This window comes from Kitasatospora sp. NPDC002543 (genome assembly GCF_053594915.1).
In genome coordinates, this window is the sequence record NZ_JBSFWR010000061.1 from 1 (window position 1) to 20,402 (window position 20,402).

The window sequence follows — 20,402 nt, forward strand, 5'->3', positions numbered from 1 at the left end:
ATGGAGTGCCCGGCGAGGTACTGCGGGCGCACGCCCCAGGAGTCGAGGAGGGCGAAGAGCGCGACCTCGACGGCGAACAGGGCGGTCTGGGTGTACGCGGTCCGGTCGAGGAGGTCACCGTCCTCACCCCAGATCACCTCGCGCAGCGGCCGCTCCAACCACCGGTCGAGTTCGGTGCAGACCTCGTCGAAGCGCGCGGCGAACACCGGGTGGGCCTCGTACAACTCCCGTCCCATACCGAGCCGTTGCGCCCCCTGCCCGGTGAACAGGAAGGCCGTCTCCGCGAACCCGCCGCCGGCCCGGCCGACCGCCGTGCCGGCGGCCGGCGCGCCCTCGGCGAGGGCGGCGAGGGCGGCGAGCAGTTCCTCCCGTCCGGCGGCCGCGACGACGGCCCGGTGCTCGAACGCGGAACGCGTCGTCAGGCTGAACGCGGCGTCCAGCGCCCGGACGTCCGGACGGGACGCCAGGTGCCGGTGGAGCCGGGCCGCCTGGTCGCGGAGCGCGGGCGCCGACTTCGCCGACAGGACGACGGGCACAACCGGGGTGTCCGGCCCGTCCGCCGTGACCGGCGGCGACCACTCCTCCGGTTCGGCCAGGATGAGGTGCGCGTTGGTGCCGCTGAGCCCGAACGAGGAGACCGCGGCCCGGCGCGGCCGCTCGCCGCGGGGCCACTCCCGGGCCTCGGTCAGCAGCTCGACCGCGCCGGCCTCCCAGTCGACCTGGGTGGTGCGCCGCTCCGAGTGCAGGGTGCGCGGCAGGACGCCGTGCCGCATCGCCTCGACCATCTTGATGACGCCCGCGACGCCGGCGGCGGCCTGGGTGTGGCCCAGGTTGGACTTGATCGAGCCGAGCCACAGCGGCGCGCCGCCGTCGCCCCGGCCTCGGCCGTAGGTGGCGAGCAGGGCCTGGGCCTCGATCGGGTCGCCGAGCCGGGTGCCGGTGCCGTGCGCCTCGACCACGTCGACGTCCGCCGTGGTCAGGCCGGCGTCGGCGAGGGCCCGGCGGATCACCCGCTGCTGGGCGGGGCCGTTGGGGGTGGTCATCCCGCTGGAGGCGCCGTCCTGGTTGACGGCCGAGCCGGCGATCACGGCCAGCACGGTGTGGCCGTTGCGTCGGGCGTCCCGCAGCCGTTCGAGGACGACGACGCCGACGCCCTCCGAGCAGCCGGTGCCGTCGGCGGCGTCCGAGAAGGACTTGCAGCGGCCGTCGCGGGCGAGGCCGCGCTGGGTGTTGAAGTAGACGAACATGTCGGGCGTCGCCATGACCGTGGCGCCGCCCGCCAGCGCGAGCGTGCAGTCGCCCCGGCGCAGCGCCTGGACGGCCCAGTGCATGGCGACCAGCGAGGACGAGCAGGCCGTGTCGACGGTCACCGCCGGGCCCTCCAGGCCGAGGCTGAAGGCGACCCGCCCGCTGGCGAGGCTGCCGTCGCTCGTCCCGAACCCGTAGTCGTGGTACATCAGGCCGGTGAACACGCCGGTCCGGCTCCCGCGCAGCACGGCCGGGTCGATGCCCGCGTGCTCGATGGCCTCCCAGGAGGTCTCCAGCAACAGGCGCTGCTGGGGGTCCAGTCCGAGCGCCTCGCGCGGCGAGATGCCGAAGAAGTCGGCGTCGAACTGCGCGGCGTCGTGGAGGAAGCCGCCTTCGCGGGCGATCGAGCGGCCGGGCCGGCCGGGCTCCGGGTCGTAGAGCCCGTCGAGGTCCCAGCCCCGGTCGGCCGGGAAGCCGTCGACGGCGTCGACGCCGTCGGCGACCAGCCGCCACAGCTCCTCGGGTGAGCCGGCGCCGCCGGGGTAGCGGCAGCCCATGCCGACGATGGCGATCGGCTCGCCCACCAGCTCGGTGAGCCGGCCGTTCTCCTGGCGCAGGCGCTCGTTGTCCAGCATCGAGCGGCGCAGCGCCTCGACGATCCGGTCGACGTTCGTGTCCACGTGAACCCTCAGTTGCTCAGTTGTCGCCGTCGCGCCCGAGCGCCGCGCGCACCAGGTCGTCGATCGTCATGGTCAGGATGGAGTCGCCCTGGTCGGTGCCCTGGTCGCCGGCGGGCGTGACGGGCGTGGCGGGCGCGGCTGTCGCCGGTGCCGAGGTGGTGCCCTGGGCGGGTGCCGGGGCCGCCAGTTCGAGCAGCCGGTCGAGCAGCCCGGAGGCACGCAGCGCCGCGAGGTCGACGGTGCCGAGCAGGCGCCGGACCTCCTCGTCACCGGCCCCGGCGGCCCCCTCGGGGGCGGCGGCGGGCACGCTCCGCGCCGGGCCGGCCGTACCCGCCGGCCCGGCGGCCGCCGGGATGCCCGGGAGCAGCTCCTCGTGCAGGAACTCGGCCAGCGCACGCGGGTTGGGGTAGTCGAACATCAGCGTGGCGGGCAGCCGCAGCCCGGTGGCGGTGGAGAGCCGGTTGCGCAGCTCGATCGCGGCGAGCGAGTCGAGCCCGAGCTCGGTGAAGCCCTTGCCGAGGTCGATGCCGGCCGGCTCGTCGTGCCGGACGGCGGCGACGTGGGTGCGGACCAGGTCGAGCAGGATCCGGCCCTGCTGCTCGTGGCCGAGGCCGGCGAGCCGCTCCTCCAGGCTCCCGCCGTCAGCGCCGGAGGCGGGGGAGGCGGTGGCAGGGGCCGGGGCGGTCCGGCCGGACGGCCTGGCGGTGTCCGTCCGGGCGGTCGTGGGCCGACGCCGGGCCAGTTCGCGGAACATCGCCGAGACCTGGTCCCCGGCGCCCGCGAGGGCCACCGGGTCGAGCCGCATCGGCACCACGACGGCCTCGTCGGCGGCGAGGGCCTCGTCGAAGAGCGCCAGCCCCTCGTCGGTGGTGAGCGCGGGCATGCCCAGCCGGTCCATCCGGCCCAGGTCGTCCTCGGTGACGCCGCCGCCGAGTGAGGTCGGCGTCCGCCAGAGCCCGAACGCCAGCGCGGTGGCGGGCAGTCCGGCGGCCCGGCGGGTGCGGGCGAGGGCGTCCAGGTACCGGTTGGCCGCACCGTAGTTGCCCTGGCCCGCGCCGACCAGCAGGCCGGCGCAGGAGGAGAAGAGGACGAATGCCGTCAGGTCGAGGCCGGCGGTCTGCTGGTGCAGGTTCCAGGCGCCCTCCAGCTTCGGGCGGAGCACGGTGTCCATGCGCTCGGCGGTGAGCCCGGGAACGAGCGCGTTGTCGCTGACGCCCGCCGCGTGCACCACGCCGCGCAGCGGACGGTCGGCCGGGACGCCGGCGAGCAGCGCCGCGAGCGCCCGAGGGTCGGCGACGTCGCAGGCGGCGACGGTCGCCTCGGCGCCGAGCGCGGCGAGTTCGGCGACCAGCTCCGTGGTGCGCGGTCCGGCTCCGCTGCGGCTGGTGAGCAGCAGGTGGCGCACGCCGTGCCGTTCGGCCAGGTGGCGGGCGACGATCGCGCCGAGGCCGCCGGTGCCGCCCGTGACGAGCACCGTGCCGTCCGGCTGCCAGGGGCCGCCGTCCGGGGCGGCGGCGGCCGGCACCCCGGTCAGGCGCGGCACCCGGACGTCGCCCCCGCGCACCGCGGTCTCCGGCTCGCCGAGGTCGGCGAGGGCGGCGGGCACCCGGGGTCCGTCGAGGTCGGCCAGCAGGACCCGGCCGGGGTTCTCCTGGGCGGCGGCCCGTACCAGGCCCCACACGGCGGCGTGGGCCGGGTCGACGGGCTCGTCCTCCTCGGCGGCGACCGCGCCGCGGGTGGCGACCAGCAGCCGGGAGTCGGCGAACCGGTCGTCGGCCAGCCAGTCCTGGAGGAGGGTCAGCACGCCGTCCAGGACGGCGCGGACGTCGCCGGGCCGGTCGCCGGCCGGGGCCGGGCAGGGGTGGACGATCAGCTCCGGGACGGGCAGGTCCCCGTCGGTGACCTCCTTGCCGAGCGCGGCCAGGTCGGCGAGCACCGGTACGCCGGGCAGGTCGAGCGGCCGCTCGCCGACCACCGCCCAGCCGGCGGTGCCGCGTTCGCCGGCGGCGCCGAGCGGCAGGTACCGCCAGACGACCCGGTGCAGGGACTCCAGCGCGCGGGTGCCGGTGGAGGCGTCGGCGGCCGCCGCGAGGCGGTCGGGGGTGACGGCGCGGACCACCAGCGAGGAGACGCTGGCGACCGGCAGGCCGGTGGTGTCCGACAGTTCGAGGCGGACGGCGTCCTGGCCGACGGACCGCAGCCGCACCCGCAGCCGGGCCTGACCGCCGCCGTGCAGCCGCACCCCGCTCCAGGCGAACGGCAGCATCGAGGCGCCGACGTCCTGCGGGCGGTGGCCGCCGAGGAAGTCGGCACCGCTGAGCGCGGCGTCCAGCAGCGAGGGGTGCACCCGGTAGCCGGCGGCGTCCTCGGTGGCGTCGGCGGGCAGCGCCACCTCGGCGAACACCTCGTCGGCGGTCCGCCAGACCGCCTTGAGGCCGCGGAACATCGGGCCGTAGTGGTAGCCCTGGCTGGTCAGGTACTCGTACACGTCGCCGATGTCGACGTGCTCGGCGCCGGCCGGCGGCCAGGCGCCCGTGTACGGGGCGGGCGGGGCCGGCAGCTCCGCCGCCGGGGTGGCGGCGAGGAACCCGGAGGCGTGCCTGGTCCAGCCGACCCCGGCCGGGGCGCTCTCCAGCCGCGAGTGGATCGAGACGGACCGGCGCCCGGTGCGGTCGGCCTCGCCGACGAGCACCTGGATCGCGGTGCCGCTGACGGTGCTCAGCGGCAGCAGGGCCTCGATGGTGAGTTCCTCGACGAGGTCGCAGCCGGACTCCTCGGCGGCCCGCATCGCCAGCTCCAGGAAGGCGGTGCCGGGCAGCACGGTGGTGCCGAGCACCGCGTGGTCGGCCAGCCAGGCCTGGGTCTCCACGGCCAGCCGCCCGGTGAGCACCAGGCGGTCCGCGTCGGGGGCGACCACGACGGCGCTGAGCAGCGGGTGACCGGCGGGGCCCTGGCCGGAGCCGGTCGGGTCGGGGACCGCCGGAGCGGCGGTCAGCCAGTAGCGGCGGCGGTCGAAGGCGTAGGTCGGCAGGTCGACCCGGCGGGCGCCGCGGCCGGACAGGAACCGGGCCCAGTCGACGGTGCCGCCGGCGGCGTGCAGCCGGGCGACGGCCCGCAGCAGCGCGCGCGGCTCGTCGGCGTCCCGTCCGGCGGTCGGGACGACCAGCGCGCCGCTGCCGTCCAGGCAGGTCTCGGCGAGCGCGCTGAGCACCCGGTCCGGGCCCAGCTCGACGACCCGGGTGACGCCCGCGGCGGCCAGCGCCGCCGCGCCGTCGGCGAAGCGGACGGCCGAGCGGATGTGCCGGACCCAGTACTCGGGGGTGGCGAGCAGTTCGTCGCCGGCCGGTGCGCCGGTGACGTTGGAGATCACCGGGACGGTCGGCCGGTGGTAGGTCAACTCCCGTGCCACGGCCTCGAACTCGGCCAGCATCGGCTCCATCAGCGAGGAGTGGAAGGCGTGCGAGACGCGCAGGCGCGTGGTGCGCCGGCCCTGTGCCCGCAGCTGTCCGGCGACCGCCCGGACGGCCTCGGTCCCGCCGGACAGCACCACCGAGCGGGGGCCGTTGACGGCGGCGATGTCGACGCCCGGGACCAGCAGCCCGGCGACCTCGGCCTCGGTGGCCTGGACGGCGACCATCGTGCCGCCGGCCGGCAGGGCCTGCATCAGCCGGCCGCGCGCGGCGACCAGGGCGCAGGCGTCGGCGAGCGAGAGCACCCCGGCCACGTGGGCGGCGGCCAGTTCGCCGATCGAGTGGCCGAGCAGCACGTCGGGGACGACGCCCCAGGACGTCACCAGGCGGTACAGCGCGACCTCGTGGGCGAACAGGGCGCACTGGGCGTACCCGGTCCGCTCCAGGGCCTCGGCGTCCTCGCCCCACATCACCTCGCGCAGCGGGCGCTCCAGCCGGGGGTCGAGCAGCGCGCACACCTCGTCGAAGGCGTCGCGGAACACCGGGTGGGCGGCGTGCAGTTCGCGGCCCATGCCGAGGCGCTGGGCGCCCTGGCCGGAGAAGAGGAACGCGGTCCGCCCGGCGGCGGTGCGCGGGCCGGTGACGGCGTCGGCCGAACCGGTGCCCAGGGCCAGGGCGGTCAGCGCCCGCCGGGCGCCGTCGAGGTCGTCGGCGAGCACGGTGGCGCGGTGGTCGAACACCGCCCGGGTGGTGGCCAGCGAGTGGCCGAGGTCGAGCAGCCGGGAGTCCGGGTGGGCGTCCAGGTGGGCGAGCAGGGCCGTCGCCTGGTCGGCCAGCGCGCCCTCGGTGCGGGCCGACAGCGGCAGCGGGACGGGCCCGCCGACCGGGTCGGGGCCCTCCTGCCCGGCGGGCCCGGACGGGGCCGCCGGGGCCTGCTCGACGATCAGGTGCGCGTTGGTGCCGCTCAGCCCGAAGGAGGAGACGGCGGCGCGGCGCGGGCGGCCGGTGCGCGGCCACTCCTCCTGTTCGGTGAGCAGCCGGATGCTGCCCGCCGTCCAGTCGACCTGCGGCGAAGGCTCGTCGACGTGCAGGGTGCGGGGCATGACGCCGTTGCGGACGGCGAGGACGGCCTTGATGACACCGCTGACACCGGCCGCGGCCTGGGCGTGGCCGATGTTCGACTTGATCGAGCCGAGCCGCAGCGGCTCGTCGTCCTCCGCGCGGTCCCGGCCGTAGGTGGCGAGCAGCGCCTGGGCCTCGATCGGGTCACCGAGGCGGGTGCCGGTGCCGTGGCCCTCGACCAGGTCGACCTCGGCGGGGGAGAGGCCCGCGGCGGCCAGCGCGGCCTGGATGACCCTTTGCTGGGAGGGGCCGTTGGGGGCGGTCAGGCCGTTGGAGGCGCCGTCCTGGTTGATCGCCGAGCCGCGGATCACCGCGAGCACGGGGTGGCCGTTGCGGCGGGCGTCGGAGAGCCGCTCGACCAGCAGCATGCCGATGCCCTCGGACCAGGCGGTGCCGTCGGCGGCGCCGGCGAACGCCTTGCAGCGCCCGTCGGGCGCCAGGCCGCGCTGCTGGCTGAAGTCGACGAAGATCTCCGGGGTCGGCATCACCGTCACGCCGCCGGCCAGGGCCAGTTCGACCTCGCCCTGGCGCAGCGCCTGGCAGGCAAGGTGCAGGGCGACCAGCGAGGACGAGCAGGCCGTGTCGACGGTCACCGCCGGGCCCTCCAGGCCGAGGGTGTAGGCGACCCGGCCGGAGGCGATGCTGGCGGCGCTGCCGTTGCCCAGGTAGCCCGTCAGGTCGTCCGGCACCTGGGCGAGGCGGCTGCCGTACTCGTGGTACATGATGCCCGCGTAGACGCCGGTGCGGCTGCCGCGCGCGGTGGACGGGTCGATGCCGGCCCGCTCGAAGGCCTCCCAGGACGCCTGCAGCAGCAGCCGCTGCTGCGGGTCCATGGCGAGCGCCTCGCGCGGCATGATGCCGAAGAACTCGGCGTCGAACTCGGTCGCGTCGTGCAGGAAGCCGCCCTGGCGGACGTAGGTCCGCCCGACCGTCCCCGGCTCCGGGTCGAAGATCCCCTCGGTGTTCCAGCCGCGGTCCGCGGGGAAGTCGGTGATGACGTCCTCGCCGGCCAGGACGAGCCGCCAGAGGTCCTCGGGGGAGCGCACCCCGCCCGGGAAGCGGCAGCTCATGCCGACGATCGCGATCGGGTCGTCCTCGCCGCCGCCGCCGGCGGCCGGACGCGGCGCGGGGGCGGCGGGGGCGGCCGCCGGGGCCGCGGTGCCCCAGCGGTCGGCCAGGAAACCGGCCGCGGCACGGGCGGTGGGGTAGTCGAAGACCAGCGTGGCGGGCAGCCGCAGGCCGGTCTCGGTGCCCAGCAGGTTGCGCAGTTCGACGGCGGCGAGCGAGTCGAAGCCGAGGTCGCGGAAGGCGCGGTCCGGGTCGATCTCCGACTCGTCCGCGTGGCCGAGCACGGTGGCGACGTTCCGGCGCACCAGCTCCACCAGCTCGGCCGCGCGCTCGGCCGGCTCCAGGGCGCCCAGCCGGACGGCCAGGGCGGTGCCGACGGGGTCCGCGCCCGCGACGGCGGCCGGGCGGCCGGGCCGGGGGCCGCGACCGGCGCGGTCGGCGCGGTCGGCGCCCAGGAGGCCGCGCAGCAGCGCCGGCGCCCCGTCGCCGCGCGAGCGCAGCGCCGCCCGGTCCACCCGCAGCGGCAGGACGGCGGGCTCGCCGCAGGCCGTACCCCGGTCGAACAGGGCCAGGCCCTCCTCGACGGTCAGCGCGGGCAGGCCGAGCCGGGCCATCCGCGCGGTGTCGGCCTCGGTGACGGCGCCCAGACCGGTGTCGACCGCCCAGAGGCCGAAGCCCAGCGCGGTGGCGGGCAGCCCGGCGGCGCGGCGGTGCTCGGCCAGGGCGTCCAGGAAGACGTTGGCCGCGGCGTAGTTGGCCTGCCCGGCGGCGAGCACGGTGCCGCCGGCCGAGGAGAACAGGACGAACGCCGACAGGTCGAGCCCGGCGGTCAGCTCGTGCAGGTGCCAGGCGCCGTCCACCTTCGGACGCAGCACGGCGTCCAGCCCGGCCTCGGTGACGGCGCCGACCAGGGCGTTCTCCGTCACGCCGGCGGCGTGCACCACGCCGGTGAGCGGCGCGTCGGCGGGGACGGCGGCCAGCAGCGCGGCCAGCGCCTCCCGGTCGGCGGTGTCGCAGGCGGCGACGGTCGCCTCGGCGCCCGACTCGGCCAGCTCGGCGACGAGTTCGGCCGCGCCGGGGGCGTCGGGGCCGCGGCGGCTGGTGAGCAGCAGGCGGCGCACGCCGTGCTCGGTGGCCAGGTGCCGGGCGACCAGGGCGCCCAGCCCGCCGGTGCCGCCGGTGACGAGGACCGTTCCGTCGGTGCGCCAGGGCGCGGGCCGCTCGGCGGACGGCTGGGGGAGCGCCGCCAGGCGCGGCAGCCACAGCTCGCCGGCGCGCAGCGCGGCCTCCGGCTCCCCGGCCAGGGCGGCCACGGGCACGGCGGCGGCCGAGGCGTCGGATCCGTCGGTGTCGAGCAGCAGGAAGCGGCCCGGGTTCTCGGCCTGCGCGGCCCGGACCAGGCCCCAGATCGGGGCGGTCACCGGGTCGACCGGGCCGAGCGCGGTGGCGCCGTCGCCGCGGTCCTCGCGGACGGCGACGGCGTCGCGGGTCAGCACCACCAGCGTCGAGGCGGCGAACCGCTCGTCGGCCAGCCAGCGCTGGACGGCGGCCAGCACGGTACGGGCGGTCGCGCGGGCGGCCTCCGGCACCGGCCCGTCGGCCGCGGTGACCGGGAGCAGGACCAGGGCCGGCACGGCGTCCGTCCCGGCCGCCGCGTCCAGGGCGTCCAGCCGCGGAAGGGCCCCGGCGACGGGCCGGTCGGTGGAGGCGCGGTCGGCCGCGGAGCGGGACCACTGCGTCCGGAGCAGCGAACCGGTGTCCGCGCCGGGGGCGGCGGCCAGCTGACGGTCCGACACCTCGCGGGTCACGATCGTGCCGACCGTGGCCACCGGGCGGCCCTCGGTGTCGGCGATCCACATCGCGGCCGCCTCCTCGCCGCGCAGCCGGCGCAGGTGGACGCGGACCGCCGGGGCTCCGGCGGCGTGCAGGGTCACGTCGTTCCAGACGAACGGCAGCAGGGTCGCACCGCTGCTCCCGCCGCTCTCGTCGAGCAGGTCGGCGTGCATGGCGGCGTCCAGCAGGGCCGGGTGCAGCCCGAACGCGGCGGCGTCGGCGTGGGCCTCGGTGGGCAGCGCCACCTCGGCGAACACGTCGTCACCCTGGCGCCAGGCGGCCTTCAGGCCCTGGAAGGTCGGACCGTAGCCGTAGCCGCGGCCGGCGATCCGCTCGTAGGCGCCCCGCACCGGTACGGCGGTGGCGCCGTGCGGCGGCCACTGGGCGAGGTCGAAGCCGGGGGCCCCGGCGGGGGCGGTCAGCACACCGGTGGCGTGCCGGATCCAGCCTTCTTCGGCCGGGCCGCGGCGCGAGTGCACGGTCACCTGGCGGGCGCCGGAGGCGTCGGCGGCCGCCACCACGACCTGGATCGCGACTCCGCCCTGCGGCGGCACGATCAGCGGTACTTCCAGGGCCAGCTCCTCGATCCGGCCGCAGCCGATCCGGGCGCCGGCCGAGACGGCCAGCTCCACGAAGGCCGTGCCGGGCAGGATCAGCCGGCCCAGCACGTCGTGGTCGCCCAGCCAGGGCTGGGCGGAGACCGACAGCCGGCCGGTGAGCACCAGGCCGCCGTTGTCCGGCGTGGCCACGACCGCGCGCAGCAGCGGGTGTTCGGCGGCCTCCAGGCCGGCATCGGCCATGACGGCGGCGTCGGCGCCGCCCTCGGCGTCGATCCAGAACCGCTTGCGCTGGAACGCGTAGGTGGGCAGTTCGGGCAGCTCGCGGGGCGTGCCGGTGATGTCCAGCGCGCCGAGGTGGGCGGCCCAGTCGACGGGCGCGCCGGCGGTGTGGAGGGCGGCGAGGGCGGTGAGGAGGGTGGTGTTCTCGTCGCGGTCGCGGCGCTGGGCGGCGATCGAGGTGACGGTCCCGGTGGCGGCGTCGGTGTCGAGGTCGTCGAGGGTCTGCCGGGCCATGGCGGTGAGGACGGCGTCGGGGCCGATCTCCAGCAGGGTGGTGACGCCGTGGTCGGTCAGGGTGCGGACGGCGTCGGTGAAGCGGACGGCGGCGCGGACCTGGTCGACCCAGTACCGCGGTTCGGTCAGTTCCGTGGAGACGGCGGCGCCGGTGACGGTCGAGACGACCGGGACGGTCGGTTCGTGGTAGGTCAACCCGGCGGCCACGGACTCGAATTCGGCGAGCATGGGCTCCATGAGCGCGCTGTGGAAGGCGTGCGAGACACGGAGCCTGGAGGTGCGGCGGCCCTGGGCGGCGAAGCGCTCGGCGAGCGCCTCGACCGCGGTGGCTTCGCCCGAAATCACCACGGAGCGCGGCCCGTTGAGGGCCGCGACGTCCACGCCCTCGGTCAGGTGCGAGGAGATCTCGTCCTCGGTGGCCTCGACGGCGGTCATGGCGCCGCCGCCCGGCAGGGCCTGCATCAACGTGCCGCGTGCGGCGACGAGTCGGGCCGCGTCCGGCAGGGACCAGACGCCCGCGACGTGGGCGGCGGCCAGCTCGCCGATGGAGTGCCCGGCGAGGTACTGCGGGCGCACGCCCCAGGAGTCGAGGAGCGCGAAGAGCGCGACCTCGACGGCGAACAGCGCGGTCTGGGTGTACGCGGTCCGGTCGAGGAGGTCACCGTCCTCGCCCCAGATCACCTCGCGCAGCGGCCGCTCCAACCACCGGTCCAGCTCCGCGCAGACCTCGTCGAAACGCGCCGCGAAGACGGGGTGGGCCTCGTACAACTCCCGTCCCATGCCGAGGCGTTGCGCCCCCTGGCCGGTGAAGAGCAGCGCGAGCCGCCCCTCCCGTACGGCTCCGACCGCCCCCGCCGCCGGAGCCGTTCCGGCGGCGACGGCGTCCAGGCCGTCCAGCAGCCCCGGCAGGTCGGCGCCCAGGACGACGGCCCGGTGCTCCAGGGCGGCCCGGGTGGTGGCGGAGGCCAGTGCGACGGCGGGCAGCAGCCCGGGTTCGGCGGTGGCGAGCAGTTCGCGCAGCCGGGAGGCCTGGGCGCGCAGGGCCGGCGCGGTGCGCGCCGACAGCAGGACCGGCAGCCCGGCCGCCGGCACGACCGGCGAGCCGGTGGCGGCGGCCGTGGGCTCGGCCGCCGGGGCCTCCTCGACGATCACGTGCGCGTTGGTGCCGCTGATGCCGAAGGAGGAGACACCGGCCCGGCGCGGGCGCCGCCCGCGCGGCCAGTCCCGGGCCTCGGCCAGCAGCTCGACCTCGCCCGACTCCCAGTCGACCTGCGGGGACGGCTGCTCGGCGTGCAGGGTGCGCGGCAGGACGCCGTGCCGCATCGCCTCGACCATCTTGATGACGCCCGCGACGCCCGCCGCGGCCTGGGTGTGCCCCAGGTTGGACTTGATCGAGCCCAGCCACAGCGGTGCCCCGCCGTCCGCGCGGTCCTGGCCGTAGGTGGCGAGCAGCGCCTGGGCCTCGATCGGGTCGCCGAGGGTGGTGCCGGTGCCGTGGCCCTCGACCGCGTCCACGTCGGCGGGGGTCAGCGCGGCGGCCGCCAGGGCCTGTTCGATGACGCGCTGCTGGGAGGGGCCGTTGGGGGCGGTGAGGCCGTTGGAGGCGCCGTCGGAGTTGACGGCGGAGCCGCGGAGCAGGCCGAGTACCCGGTGGCCGTGGCGGCGGGCGTCGGAGAGCCGCTCCAGCAGCAGCAGGCCGACCCCCTCGCCCCAGCCGGTGCCGTCGGCGTCCGCGCCGAAGGACTTGCAGCGGCCGTCGGGGGCCAGTCCGCGCTGGCGGCTCATGTCGACGAAGGTGTCGGGGGTGGACATCACGGTGACGCCGCCGGCCAGGGCCAGCGAGCACTCGCCCTGGCGCAGCGCGCGCATCGCCCAGTGCATCGCGACGAGCGAGGAGGAGCAGGCGGTGTCGACGGTGATGGCCGGGCCCTCCAGGCCCATCGAGTAGGCGACGCGGCCGGAGACGACGCTGGCGAGGCTGCCGTTGCCGAGGTATCCGGCGACCTCCTCGGGGACGCGGCCGATCCGGGTGGCCCAGTCGTGGTACATGACGCCGGCGAAGACGCCGGTGTCGCTGCCGCGCAGCGAGAGCGGGTCGATGCCGGAGCGCTCGACGGTCTCCCAGGCGGTCTCCAGCAGCAGGCGCTGCTGCGGGTCCATGGCCTGGGCCTCGCGCGGGCTGATCCCGAAGAACTCGGCGTCGAAGTCGGCGGCGTCGTAGAGGAACGAGCCGTCGCGCGAGTAGCTGCGGCCGGGGCGGCCGGGCTCCGGGTGGTAGAGGTCCTCGTCCCAGCCGCGGTCGGCCGGGAAGCGGCCGACCGCCTCGCGGCCCTCGGCGACCAGACGCCAGAGTTCCTCGGGCGAGCCGATGCCGCCGGGGTAGCGGCAGGCCATGCCGACGATCGCGATCGGCTCGTCGTCCAGGGCCCGGGCGGCGGGGACGGCCGGTGCGGCGGCCGTCCGGGCGGGGGTGCCGGCGATCCGCTCGGCGAGGTGGCGGGCGAGCGCGTCCGGGGTGGGGTGGTCGTAGACCAGGGTGGCGGTCAGCCGCAGTCCGGTCGCCGCGGTGAGGCGGTTGCGCAGTTCGACGGCGGCGAGCGAGTCGAAGCCGATCTCGGTGAAGGCCCGGCCGGGGCTGACGGCGGCGGCGCTGTCGTGGCCGAGCACGTCCGCGACCTGGGCGCGGACGAGGTCGAGCAGGGCGTCGGGGCGGGCGGCGGCGGGCAGCGCGGCGAAGGCCTCGGCGGGCGTGCCGGCCGGGGCGTTGACGGCGGCGCCGGTGGCGCGGCGGGCGGCCGGGCGGACCATGGCGCGCAGCAGCGGCGGGATGCCGTCGGCCCGGGAGCGCACGGCGCGGGCGTCCACCTGGGCGGGCAGCACCACCGGATCGCCCCCGGTGAGGGCCCGGTCGAACAGGGCGAGCTGCTCGGCGGCGGTGAGGGTGGCGAAGCCGGCCCGCTCGATGCGGCGCAGGGCCGCGGCGTCGAGGCGGTCGCCCATGCCGCCGACGCCGGTCCACAGGCCCCAGCGCACCGAGGTGGCGGGCAGGCCCCGGGCGTGCCGGAGCTCGGCGAGCGCGTCGAGGAAGGTGTTGGCGGCGGCGTAGTTGCCCTGGCCGGGAGCGTCGAGCAGGGCGGCGCCGGAGGAGAACAGCACGAAGGCGGACAGGTCGAGGCCGGCGGTCAGCTCGTGCAGGTGCCAGGCGGCGTCGGCCTTGGGCCGGAGCACCCGGTCGACCTGCTCGGCGGTGAGGGAGTCGACGAGGCCGTCGGCGACCACGCCGGCGGCGTGCACGACGGCGCTCAGCGGGTGCTCGGCGGGGATGGCGGAGAGCAGCGCGGCGAGTGCCTCGCGGTCGGCGACGTCACAGGCGACGACGCGCAGTTCGGCGCCGAGGGCGGCCGCCTCGGCGGCCAGCTCGGCGGCCCCGGGGGTGTCCGGGCCGCGCCGGCTCGCGACCAGCAGCCGACGCACGCCGTGGGCGGTGAGCAGGTGGCGGACGACCACGGCGCCGATGCCGCCGGCGCCGCCGGTGACCAGGACCGTGCCGTCCGGCCGCCAGGGCGCGGCGGCCGGCTCGCCCTGGTCGCCGGGCTCGGCCGGGGCGAGGGCGGCGAGGCGGGGCACGGAGGCGGCGCCGCGCCGCAGCGCCAGCTCGGACTCGCCGGCCGCGAAGGCGGCGGCCGCGGCGCCGGGGGCGACGGCCCGCGAGGCGTCGGTGCCGTCGGTGTCGAGCAGCAGGATCCGGCCGGGGTGCTCGGCCTGGGCGGAGCGGACCAGGCCCCAGACGGCGGCCGCGGCCGGGTGGCCGGCGCCGTCGAGGGCGACCGCGCCGCGGGTGTCCAGCACCAGCCGGCCGGTGGCGCAGCGCGGGTCGGCCAGCCAGCGGTGCAGCAGGCCGAGGACGGTGTCCAGCAGGGCGCGGGCGGCGGCCGGCGCGGGGTCGGCGGCGGCCGGCGGGTCGAGCGGCAGCCAGAGGGTCGCGGGCGCCTCGGCGCCGTCCGGCAGGTCGTCGTAGCGGACCGGGGCTTCTCCCGCCGAGCCGGCGGGCAGCTCGAACGGGGTCCAGTCGACGGCCAGCAGGGCGCCGCGACCGGTGCTCCCGGCGTCGCCGAGCTGGGCGGCGGAGGCGGTGCGCAGCACCACGGCGGCGATCTCGGCGACGGGCGCGCCGGCCGGGTCGGCGAGCGCGACGGTGATGCCGTCCGCTCCGGCGGGGGTGATCCGGACCCGGACGGTGGCGGCGCCGACCGAGTGCAGGACGGCGTCGTGCCAGACGAACGGGACGCGCACGCCCTCGGTGGCCGCCCCGGGCAGGAAGTCGGCGGCGTGCAGGGCGGCGTCCAGCAGGGCCGGGTGGACGCCGAAGGCGCCGGCGTCGGCGCGGGCGGCCTCGGGCAGCGCGACCTCGGCGAACACCTCGGTGCCGCGCCGCCAGACCGCGCGCAGGCCCTGGAAGGTCTCGCCGTAGCCGTAGCCCTGGGCGGCGATGGCCGCGTAGAGCCCGTCCACGTCGACGCCCTCGGCGCCGGCCGGCGGCCAGACGGCGGGCTCGGCCCAGTCGGCGCGGGCGCCGGACAGCCGGGCCGGGGCCAGGGTGCCGCCGGCGTGGCGGCGCCACGGGGTGCCGTCCACCGCCCCGGCGGGCCGGGAGTGGATCTCGATGCCGCGCAGCCCGCTGGCGTCGGCGGCCGAGACGGCCACCTGGACGTCGAGGTCGTCGTGGGCGGGCAGCACCAGCGGAGCCTCGTTGGTGAGCTCCTCGACCTGCTCGCAGCCGAGGCGGGCGCCCGCGTGCAGGGCGAGGTCGAGCAGCGCGGTGCCGGGCAGCAGGGTGACCCCGGCGATGGTGTGGTCGGCCAGCCACGGGTGGCTGCGCAGCGAGAGCCGGCCGGTGAGCACGGTGGCCCCGGTGCCGGCGACGCCGACCAGGGCGGCGAGCAGCGGGTGGTCGGTGCGGGTCTGGCCGAGGTCCGCCGGGTCGCCCTCGGCGGCCGGGGCGCTGAGCCAGTAACGGCGGCGCTGGAAAGGGTAGGTGGGCAGCTCGACGACCCGGCCGCCGGTGTGGAACGCGGCCGAGTCGGGTCCGGTGCCCCGGGCCCAGGTGGCGGCGACGGCGCCGAGCAGTTGACGCTCCTCGTCGGTGCCGCGGCGCAGCGCGCAGGCGAATCCGGCGCGCTCCCCGAGGCTCTCCCGGCCCAGTGCGGACAGCACCGGGTCGGGGCCGAGCTCCAGGAAGGTGGTGACGCCCTGACCGACGAGCCAGTCCAGACCGTCCTGGAAGCGGACGGTGGCACGGACGTGGCGCACCCAGTACTCGGGGGAGCGGATCTCCTCGGCGCTCAGCACCCGGCCGGTGACGTTGGAGACCACCGGCAGCCGCGGCTCGCGGTAGTCGAGGATGCTCGCGATCATGCCGAACTCGGCGAGCATCGGCTCCATCAGCGGCGAGTGGAAGGCGTGGCTGACCCGCAGTTCCTTGGTGCGGCGCCCCAGCGCGGCGAGCCGGTCGGCGATCGCGCGCACCGCGTCGGCGGCGCCGGAGACCACCACCGAGGCCGGGCCGTTGACCGCGGCGAGGGCGGCCCGGTCCGCGAACCCGGCGAGCAGCGGCAGGACTTCGTCCTCGGCGGCCTCGACGGCGACCATCGCGCCGCCGGCCGGAAGGGCCTGCATCAGGCGGCCGCGGGCGCCGACCAGGGTGGCCGCGTCGTCGAGCGACAGGACACCGGCGCAGTGGGCGGCGGCGAGCTCGCCGACCGAGTGGCCGGCCAGGTAGTCGGGGCGCACGCCCCAGGACTCCAGCAGCCGGAACAGCGCGACCTCGACGGCGAACAGCGCGGCCTGGGCGTAGGCGGTGCGCCCGAGCAGCTCCTCGGCCTCCGGGCCGGTGCCGAACAGCACCTCGCGCAGCGGCCGTTCGAGCTGGAGGTCGAGGTGGCCGGCGGCGGCGTCCAGGGCCCGGGCGAAGACCGGGTGACGCTGGTACAGCTCGCGGCCCATCGCCAGGCGCTGGCTGCCCTGGCCGGTGAACAGGAACGCCAGCCGGCCCCCGTCGGCCCGGTCGCGGACGGCGGCGGTCGAACCCTCGTCGAGGGCCAGCGAGCGCAGCCCGGCCAGGAGTTCGGCGCGCCCGGCGGCGACCAGGGCGGCCCGGTCCGGGTGGGTGGCCCGGGTCGCGGCGAGCGAGCGGCCGAGGTCCGCGGGGGTCAGCCCCGGCTCCTGGTCGAGCAGGTCGGCCAGCCGGCCGGCCTGGGCCCGCAGCGCCTGCTCCCCGCGCGCGGACAGCAGCACCACCGTGGCGGCGTCCGGGGCGGCGACGGGCAGCGGCGCCGCCCCGGGCTCGACCGGCTCGGGCTCCTCCAGGACGACGTGGGCGTTGGTGCCGCTGATGCCGAAGGCGGAGACGGCGGCCCGGCGCGGCCGCTCCCCGCGGGGCCAGGCGAGCGCCTCGGTGAGCAGTTCGACGTGCCCGGCCGTCCAGTCGACGTTCGGGGTCGGCGCGTCCACGTTCAGGGTGCGGGGGAGTTCGCCGTGGCGCATCGCCATCACCATCTTGGCGATGCCGGCGACACCGGCCGCGGCCTGGGTGTGGCCGATGTTGGACTTCACCGAGCCGAGCCGCAGCGGGCGGTCCTCGGCCCGGCCCTGGCCGTAGGTGGCGATGATCGCCTGGGCCTCGATCGGGTCGCCCAGGGTGGTGCCGGTGCCGTGCGCGTCGATCGCGTCGACGTCCTCCGGCCGCAGGCCGCCGAGCGCCAGCGCGTCGCGGATCAGCCGGCGCTGCGCGGCGCCGCTCGGCGCGGTGAGCCCGTTGCTGGCGCCGTCCTGGTTGATCGCGGAGGCCCGCACCACGGCGAGCGGGGTGCGCCCGGCCCGGCGGGCGGCGGAGAGCCGCTCGACCACCAGCACGCCGGCGCCCTCGGCGAAGCCGGTGCCGTCGGCGCCGGCCGCGAAGGCCTTGATCAGGCCGTCGGGGGCGAGTCCGCGCTGCCGGCTGAACTCGGTGAACAGGCCGGGGCTCGCCATCACGCTCACGCCGCCGGCCAGCGCCAGCGAGCACTCGCCGCGCCGCACCGACTGCACGGCCAGGTGCAGTGCGACCAGCGAGCCGGAGCAGGCGGTGTCGATGGTCAGCGCCGGGCCGTGCAGGCCCAGCACGTACGCGGTGCGGCCGGACAGGATGCTCAGCGAGGTGCCGGTCAGCACGTAGCCGTCGACGCCGGCCGGCGCGTCGGCCATCCGCACCCCGTACTCGTGCAGGCCCGCCGCCAGGAAGACGCCGGTGCGCGAGCCGCGCAGCGCGTCCGGGTCGATGCCGGCCCGCTCCAGCGCCTCCCACGCGGTCTCCAGCACGATCCGCTGCTGCGGGTCCATCGCGAGGGCCTCGCGCGGGGAGATGCCGAAGAAGTCGGCGTCGAACTCGGCGGCCTCCGCCAGGAATCCGCCGTGCCGGGCGTAGCTGCGGCCGAGCGCGTCGGGGTCGTCGTCGAACAGCGCGCCGAGGTCCCAGCCGCGGTCGGTGGGGAAGCCGCCGATCACCGAGCGGCCCTCCGCGACGACGTCCCACAGCTCCTCCGGTGAGCCGATCCCGCCGGGGAAGCGGCAGCCGATGCCGACGATCACGACCGGGTCGTCGTCGTCCGCCGTGACCGGCTCCGGGGCCGGGGCCACCGGCTCCTCGCGGGCGCCGAACAGGTCGTCACCGAGGCGGCGGGCCATGGCCCGCGGCGTCGGGTGGTCGAACAGCGCCGGGATCTCCAGGGCCAGCCCGGTCGCGGCGTTCAGCCGCGCGTGCAGCTCGACCAGGCCGAGGGAGTCCAGGCCGAGGTCGCGGAAGGTCCGGTCGGTCGCCACCTCGGGCCCGAGGTCCGGCCGGACCCGGCCGAGCACCGCCCGGATCTCGCCGCGCACCAGTTCCACCAGGGCCCGGTCCTGCTCGGAGGCCGGCCGTCCCGCGAGGTCCCGGAGCAGGTCGGTCCGGAGGTCGGACACCGGGCCGCCGGTCGGGGCGAGGTTGGACTCGGACATCGACGCTGACTCCATAACCTTGGGGATGCGTACCGGCCCGCAGGGCACACCGGTGGGATCAGAACCGCACCGTACGGCAGGCAAAAGCGCTGGCTAACCCCTACGCACCCCTAGTTGGGGCCCGCCGGGCGGCCGCCGCCCCGGGTGTGGGGTCCGCCCGCTTGCCCGCCCCTCCGCGGCCCGCCTACATTGCGAACACGCCCACGACCGGCCGCGTCCGCAGAGCCGAGAGGCGACCCATGGGAGTACCACGTTGCCTGAGACACCAACGGCCTTCACGCCGGCGGACGCCCCCGCGCAGAAGGTCCACGAACTGCTGCTCGCCGCGGCCCGGGTGACCCCGCAGGCGCCCGCGGTCATCGAGACGGCCGAGGACGGCACGCCGGTCGTCCTGACCTACCGCGGGCTGGAGGAACTGGCCGGCGCCTGCGCCGACGGACTCGACCGGCTCGGCCTGGACATCGGCGACCGGGTGGTGGTGGAGGCCGACAACAGCGGCCCGGCCATCGCCATGTACCTCGCCTGCTCGATGCTCGGGCTGACCTTCGTGCCGGTCAGCCCGGACACCCCCGACCAGCGGCTGCTCACCATCCTGGAGCTGTCCGGGGCGGCGCTGCACACCAGGGCCGCCGAGGCCCCGCGCGGCTGCCTCCCGGAGGCGCTGGCCACCGCCCGCTTCGGGCCGGCCGGGCTGACGGCGGAGCGGGCCCCCGAGCCGCGGACCCGGCACCGCCGCACGGTCGTCACCACCGACACCGCGTACATGATCTTCACCTCCGGCACCACCGGCCGCCCCAAGGGCGTCGTGATGAGCCACCGCGGGGTGCTCGCCTTCTACCGCGGGCTGCTCGCCCACCGGATCGTCACCTCGGCGGACCGGGTCGCCACCACCTCGCCGCTGCAGTTCGACTTCTCGCTGCTGGACATCGGCCTGGCGCTGGCCAGCGGCGCCGCCGTCGTCCCGGTGCCGCGCGCCCTGCTGCCCTGGCCCCGGCGCTTCCTGGGCCACCTGGCCGCCACCCGGGCCACCCAGGTCGACGGCGTCCCCTCGATCTGGCGGGGCGCGCTGCGCCACGAGCCGGACCGGCTCGCCGAACTCACCCACATCCGGGGCACGCTGTTCTCCGGCGAGGCCTTCCCGATCGCCGAACTGCGCGAACTGCGCAAGCTGCTGCCCGGCATCCGGGTGGTCAACTGCTTCGGGGCCACCGAGTCGATGGCCTCCTCGCTCACCGACGTGCCGGACCCGATCCCGGACGACCTGGAGCGGCTCTCCATCGGCTTCGCCTTCGAGGGCGCCGAGATGCTGCTGATCGACGAGGACGGCCGGCCGGTCGAGGAGGACGGCGTGGTCGGCGAGATCCACCTGCGCAGCCCCTCGCTGTTCTCCGGCTACTGGAACGACCCGGAGGCCACCGCCGCCGCCCTGGTGCGCGACCCGGTCGACCCGCGCACCGGCCAGCTGGTCTTCCGCTCCCGCGACCTCGCCTACCGGGGGCCGTCGGGCGAGCTGTTCTTCGTGGGCCGGACCGACTCCCAGGTGAAGATCCGCGGCAACCGGATCGAACTGGGCGAGGTCGAGCGGGCGCTGCGCGGCTGCCCCGGGGTGGCCGAGGCGGCCGTGCTGGTGCTGAGCCGCCCCGGGCAGGAGGACGTGCTCGGCGCCTTCGTCGCGCCGGAGCCCGGCGCCGAGGCGATCGAGGCGGGAGTCCGGGCCCACCTGCGGGCGACGCTGCCCTCGTACATGGTGCCCGGTGAGCTGCGGCAGCTGCCCACCCTGCCCGTGACGCACAACGGCAAGACCGACCGGGCGGCGCTCGCCGCGCTGGCCGGGGCGTAGGGGGCGTCCCCCCGGATCCCGGCCGGAGGGGACGGAACGGGCCGGGGCCCGCGGTACACCTGGTACCGCGGGCCCCGGCCCGTCGTCGTCGCCCGTC

At 77.3% G+C, this 20,402-nt stretch carries 3 protein-coding genes; 1 reads left to right on the forward strand and 2 read right to left on the reverse strand.

What is annotated here, in order from left to right; genetic code table 11:
- Both ACWD4P_RS23865 and ACWD4P_RS23870 read right to left on the reverse strand, forming a co-directional pair.
- Positions 1-1,928: type I polyketide synthase (locus ACWD4P_RS23865; protein ID WP_449780980.1), on the reverse strand; the 1,928-nt coding region annotated here is incomplete at its 3' end.
- Positions 1,929-1,944: 16 nt separating this feature from the next.
- Positions 1,945-18,465 (reverse strand): type I polyketide synthase, encoded by a 16,521-nt coding sequence (locus ACWD4P_RS23870; RefSeq protein ID WP_449780981.1) that lies wholly within the window; start codon positions 18,463-18,465, stop codon positions 1,945-1,947.
- A gap of 253 nt (positions 18,466-18,718) precedes the next feature.
- Between ACWD4P_RS23870 and ACWD4P_RS23875 the strand changes: the two genes are divergently transcribed.
- Positions 18,719-20,305 carry an AMP-binding protein gene (locus tag ACWD4P_RS23875; protein ID WP_359829180.1) on the forward strand — a complete coding sequence of 529 codons (1,587 nt, stop codon included), beginning with the start codon at positions 18,719-18,721 and terminating at the stop codon, positions 20,303-20,305.
- The last annotated feature ends 97 nt before the right edge of the window (positions 20,306-20,402 follow it).

Excerpts from the sequence above, each read along its gene's own strand:
- ACWD4P_RS23870 (WP_449780981.1), bottom strand. The coding sequence starts at position 18,465 with ATGTCCGAGTCCAACCTCGCCCCGACCGGCGGCCCGGTGTCCGACCTC.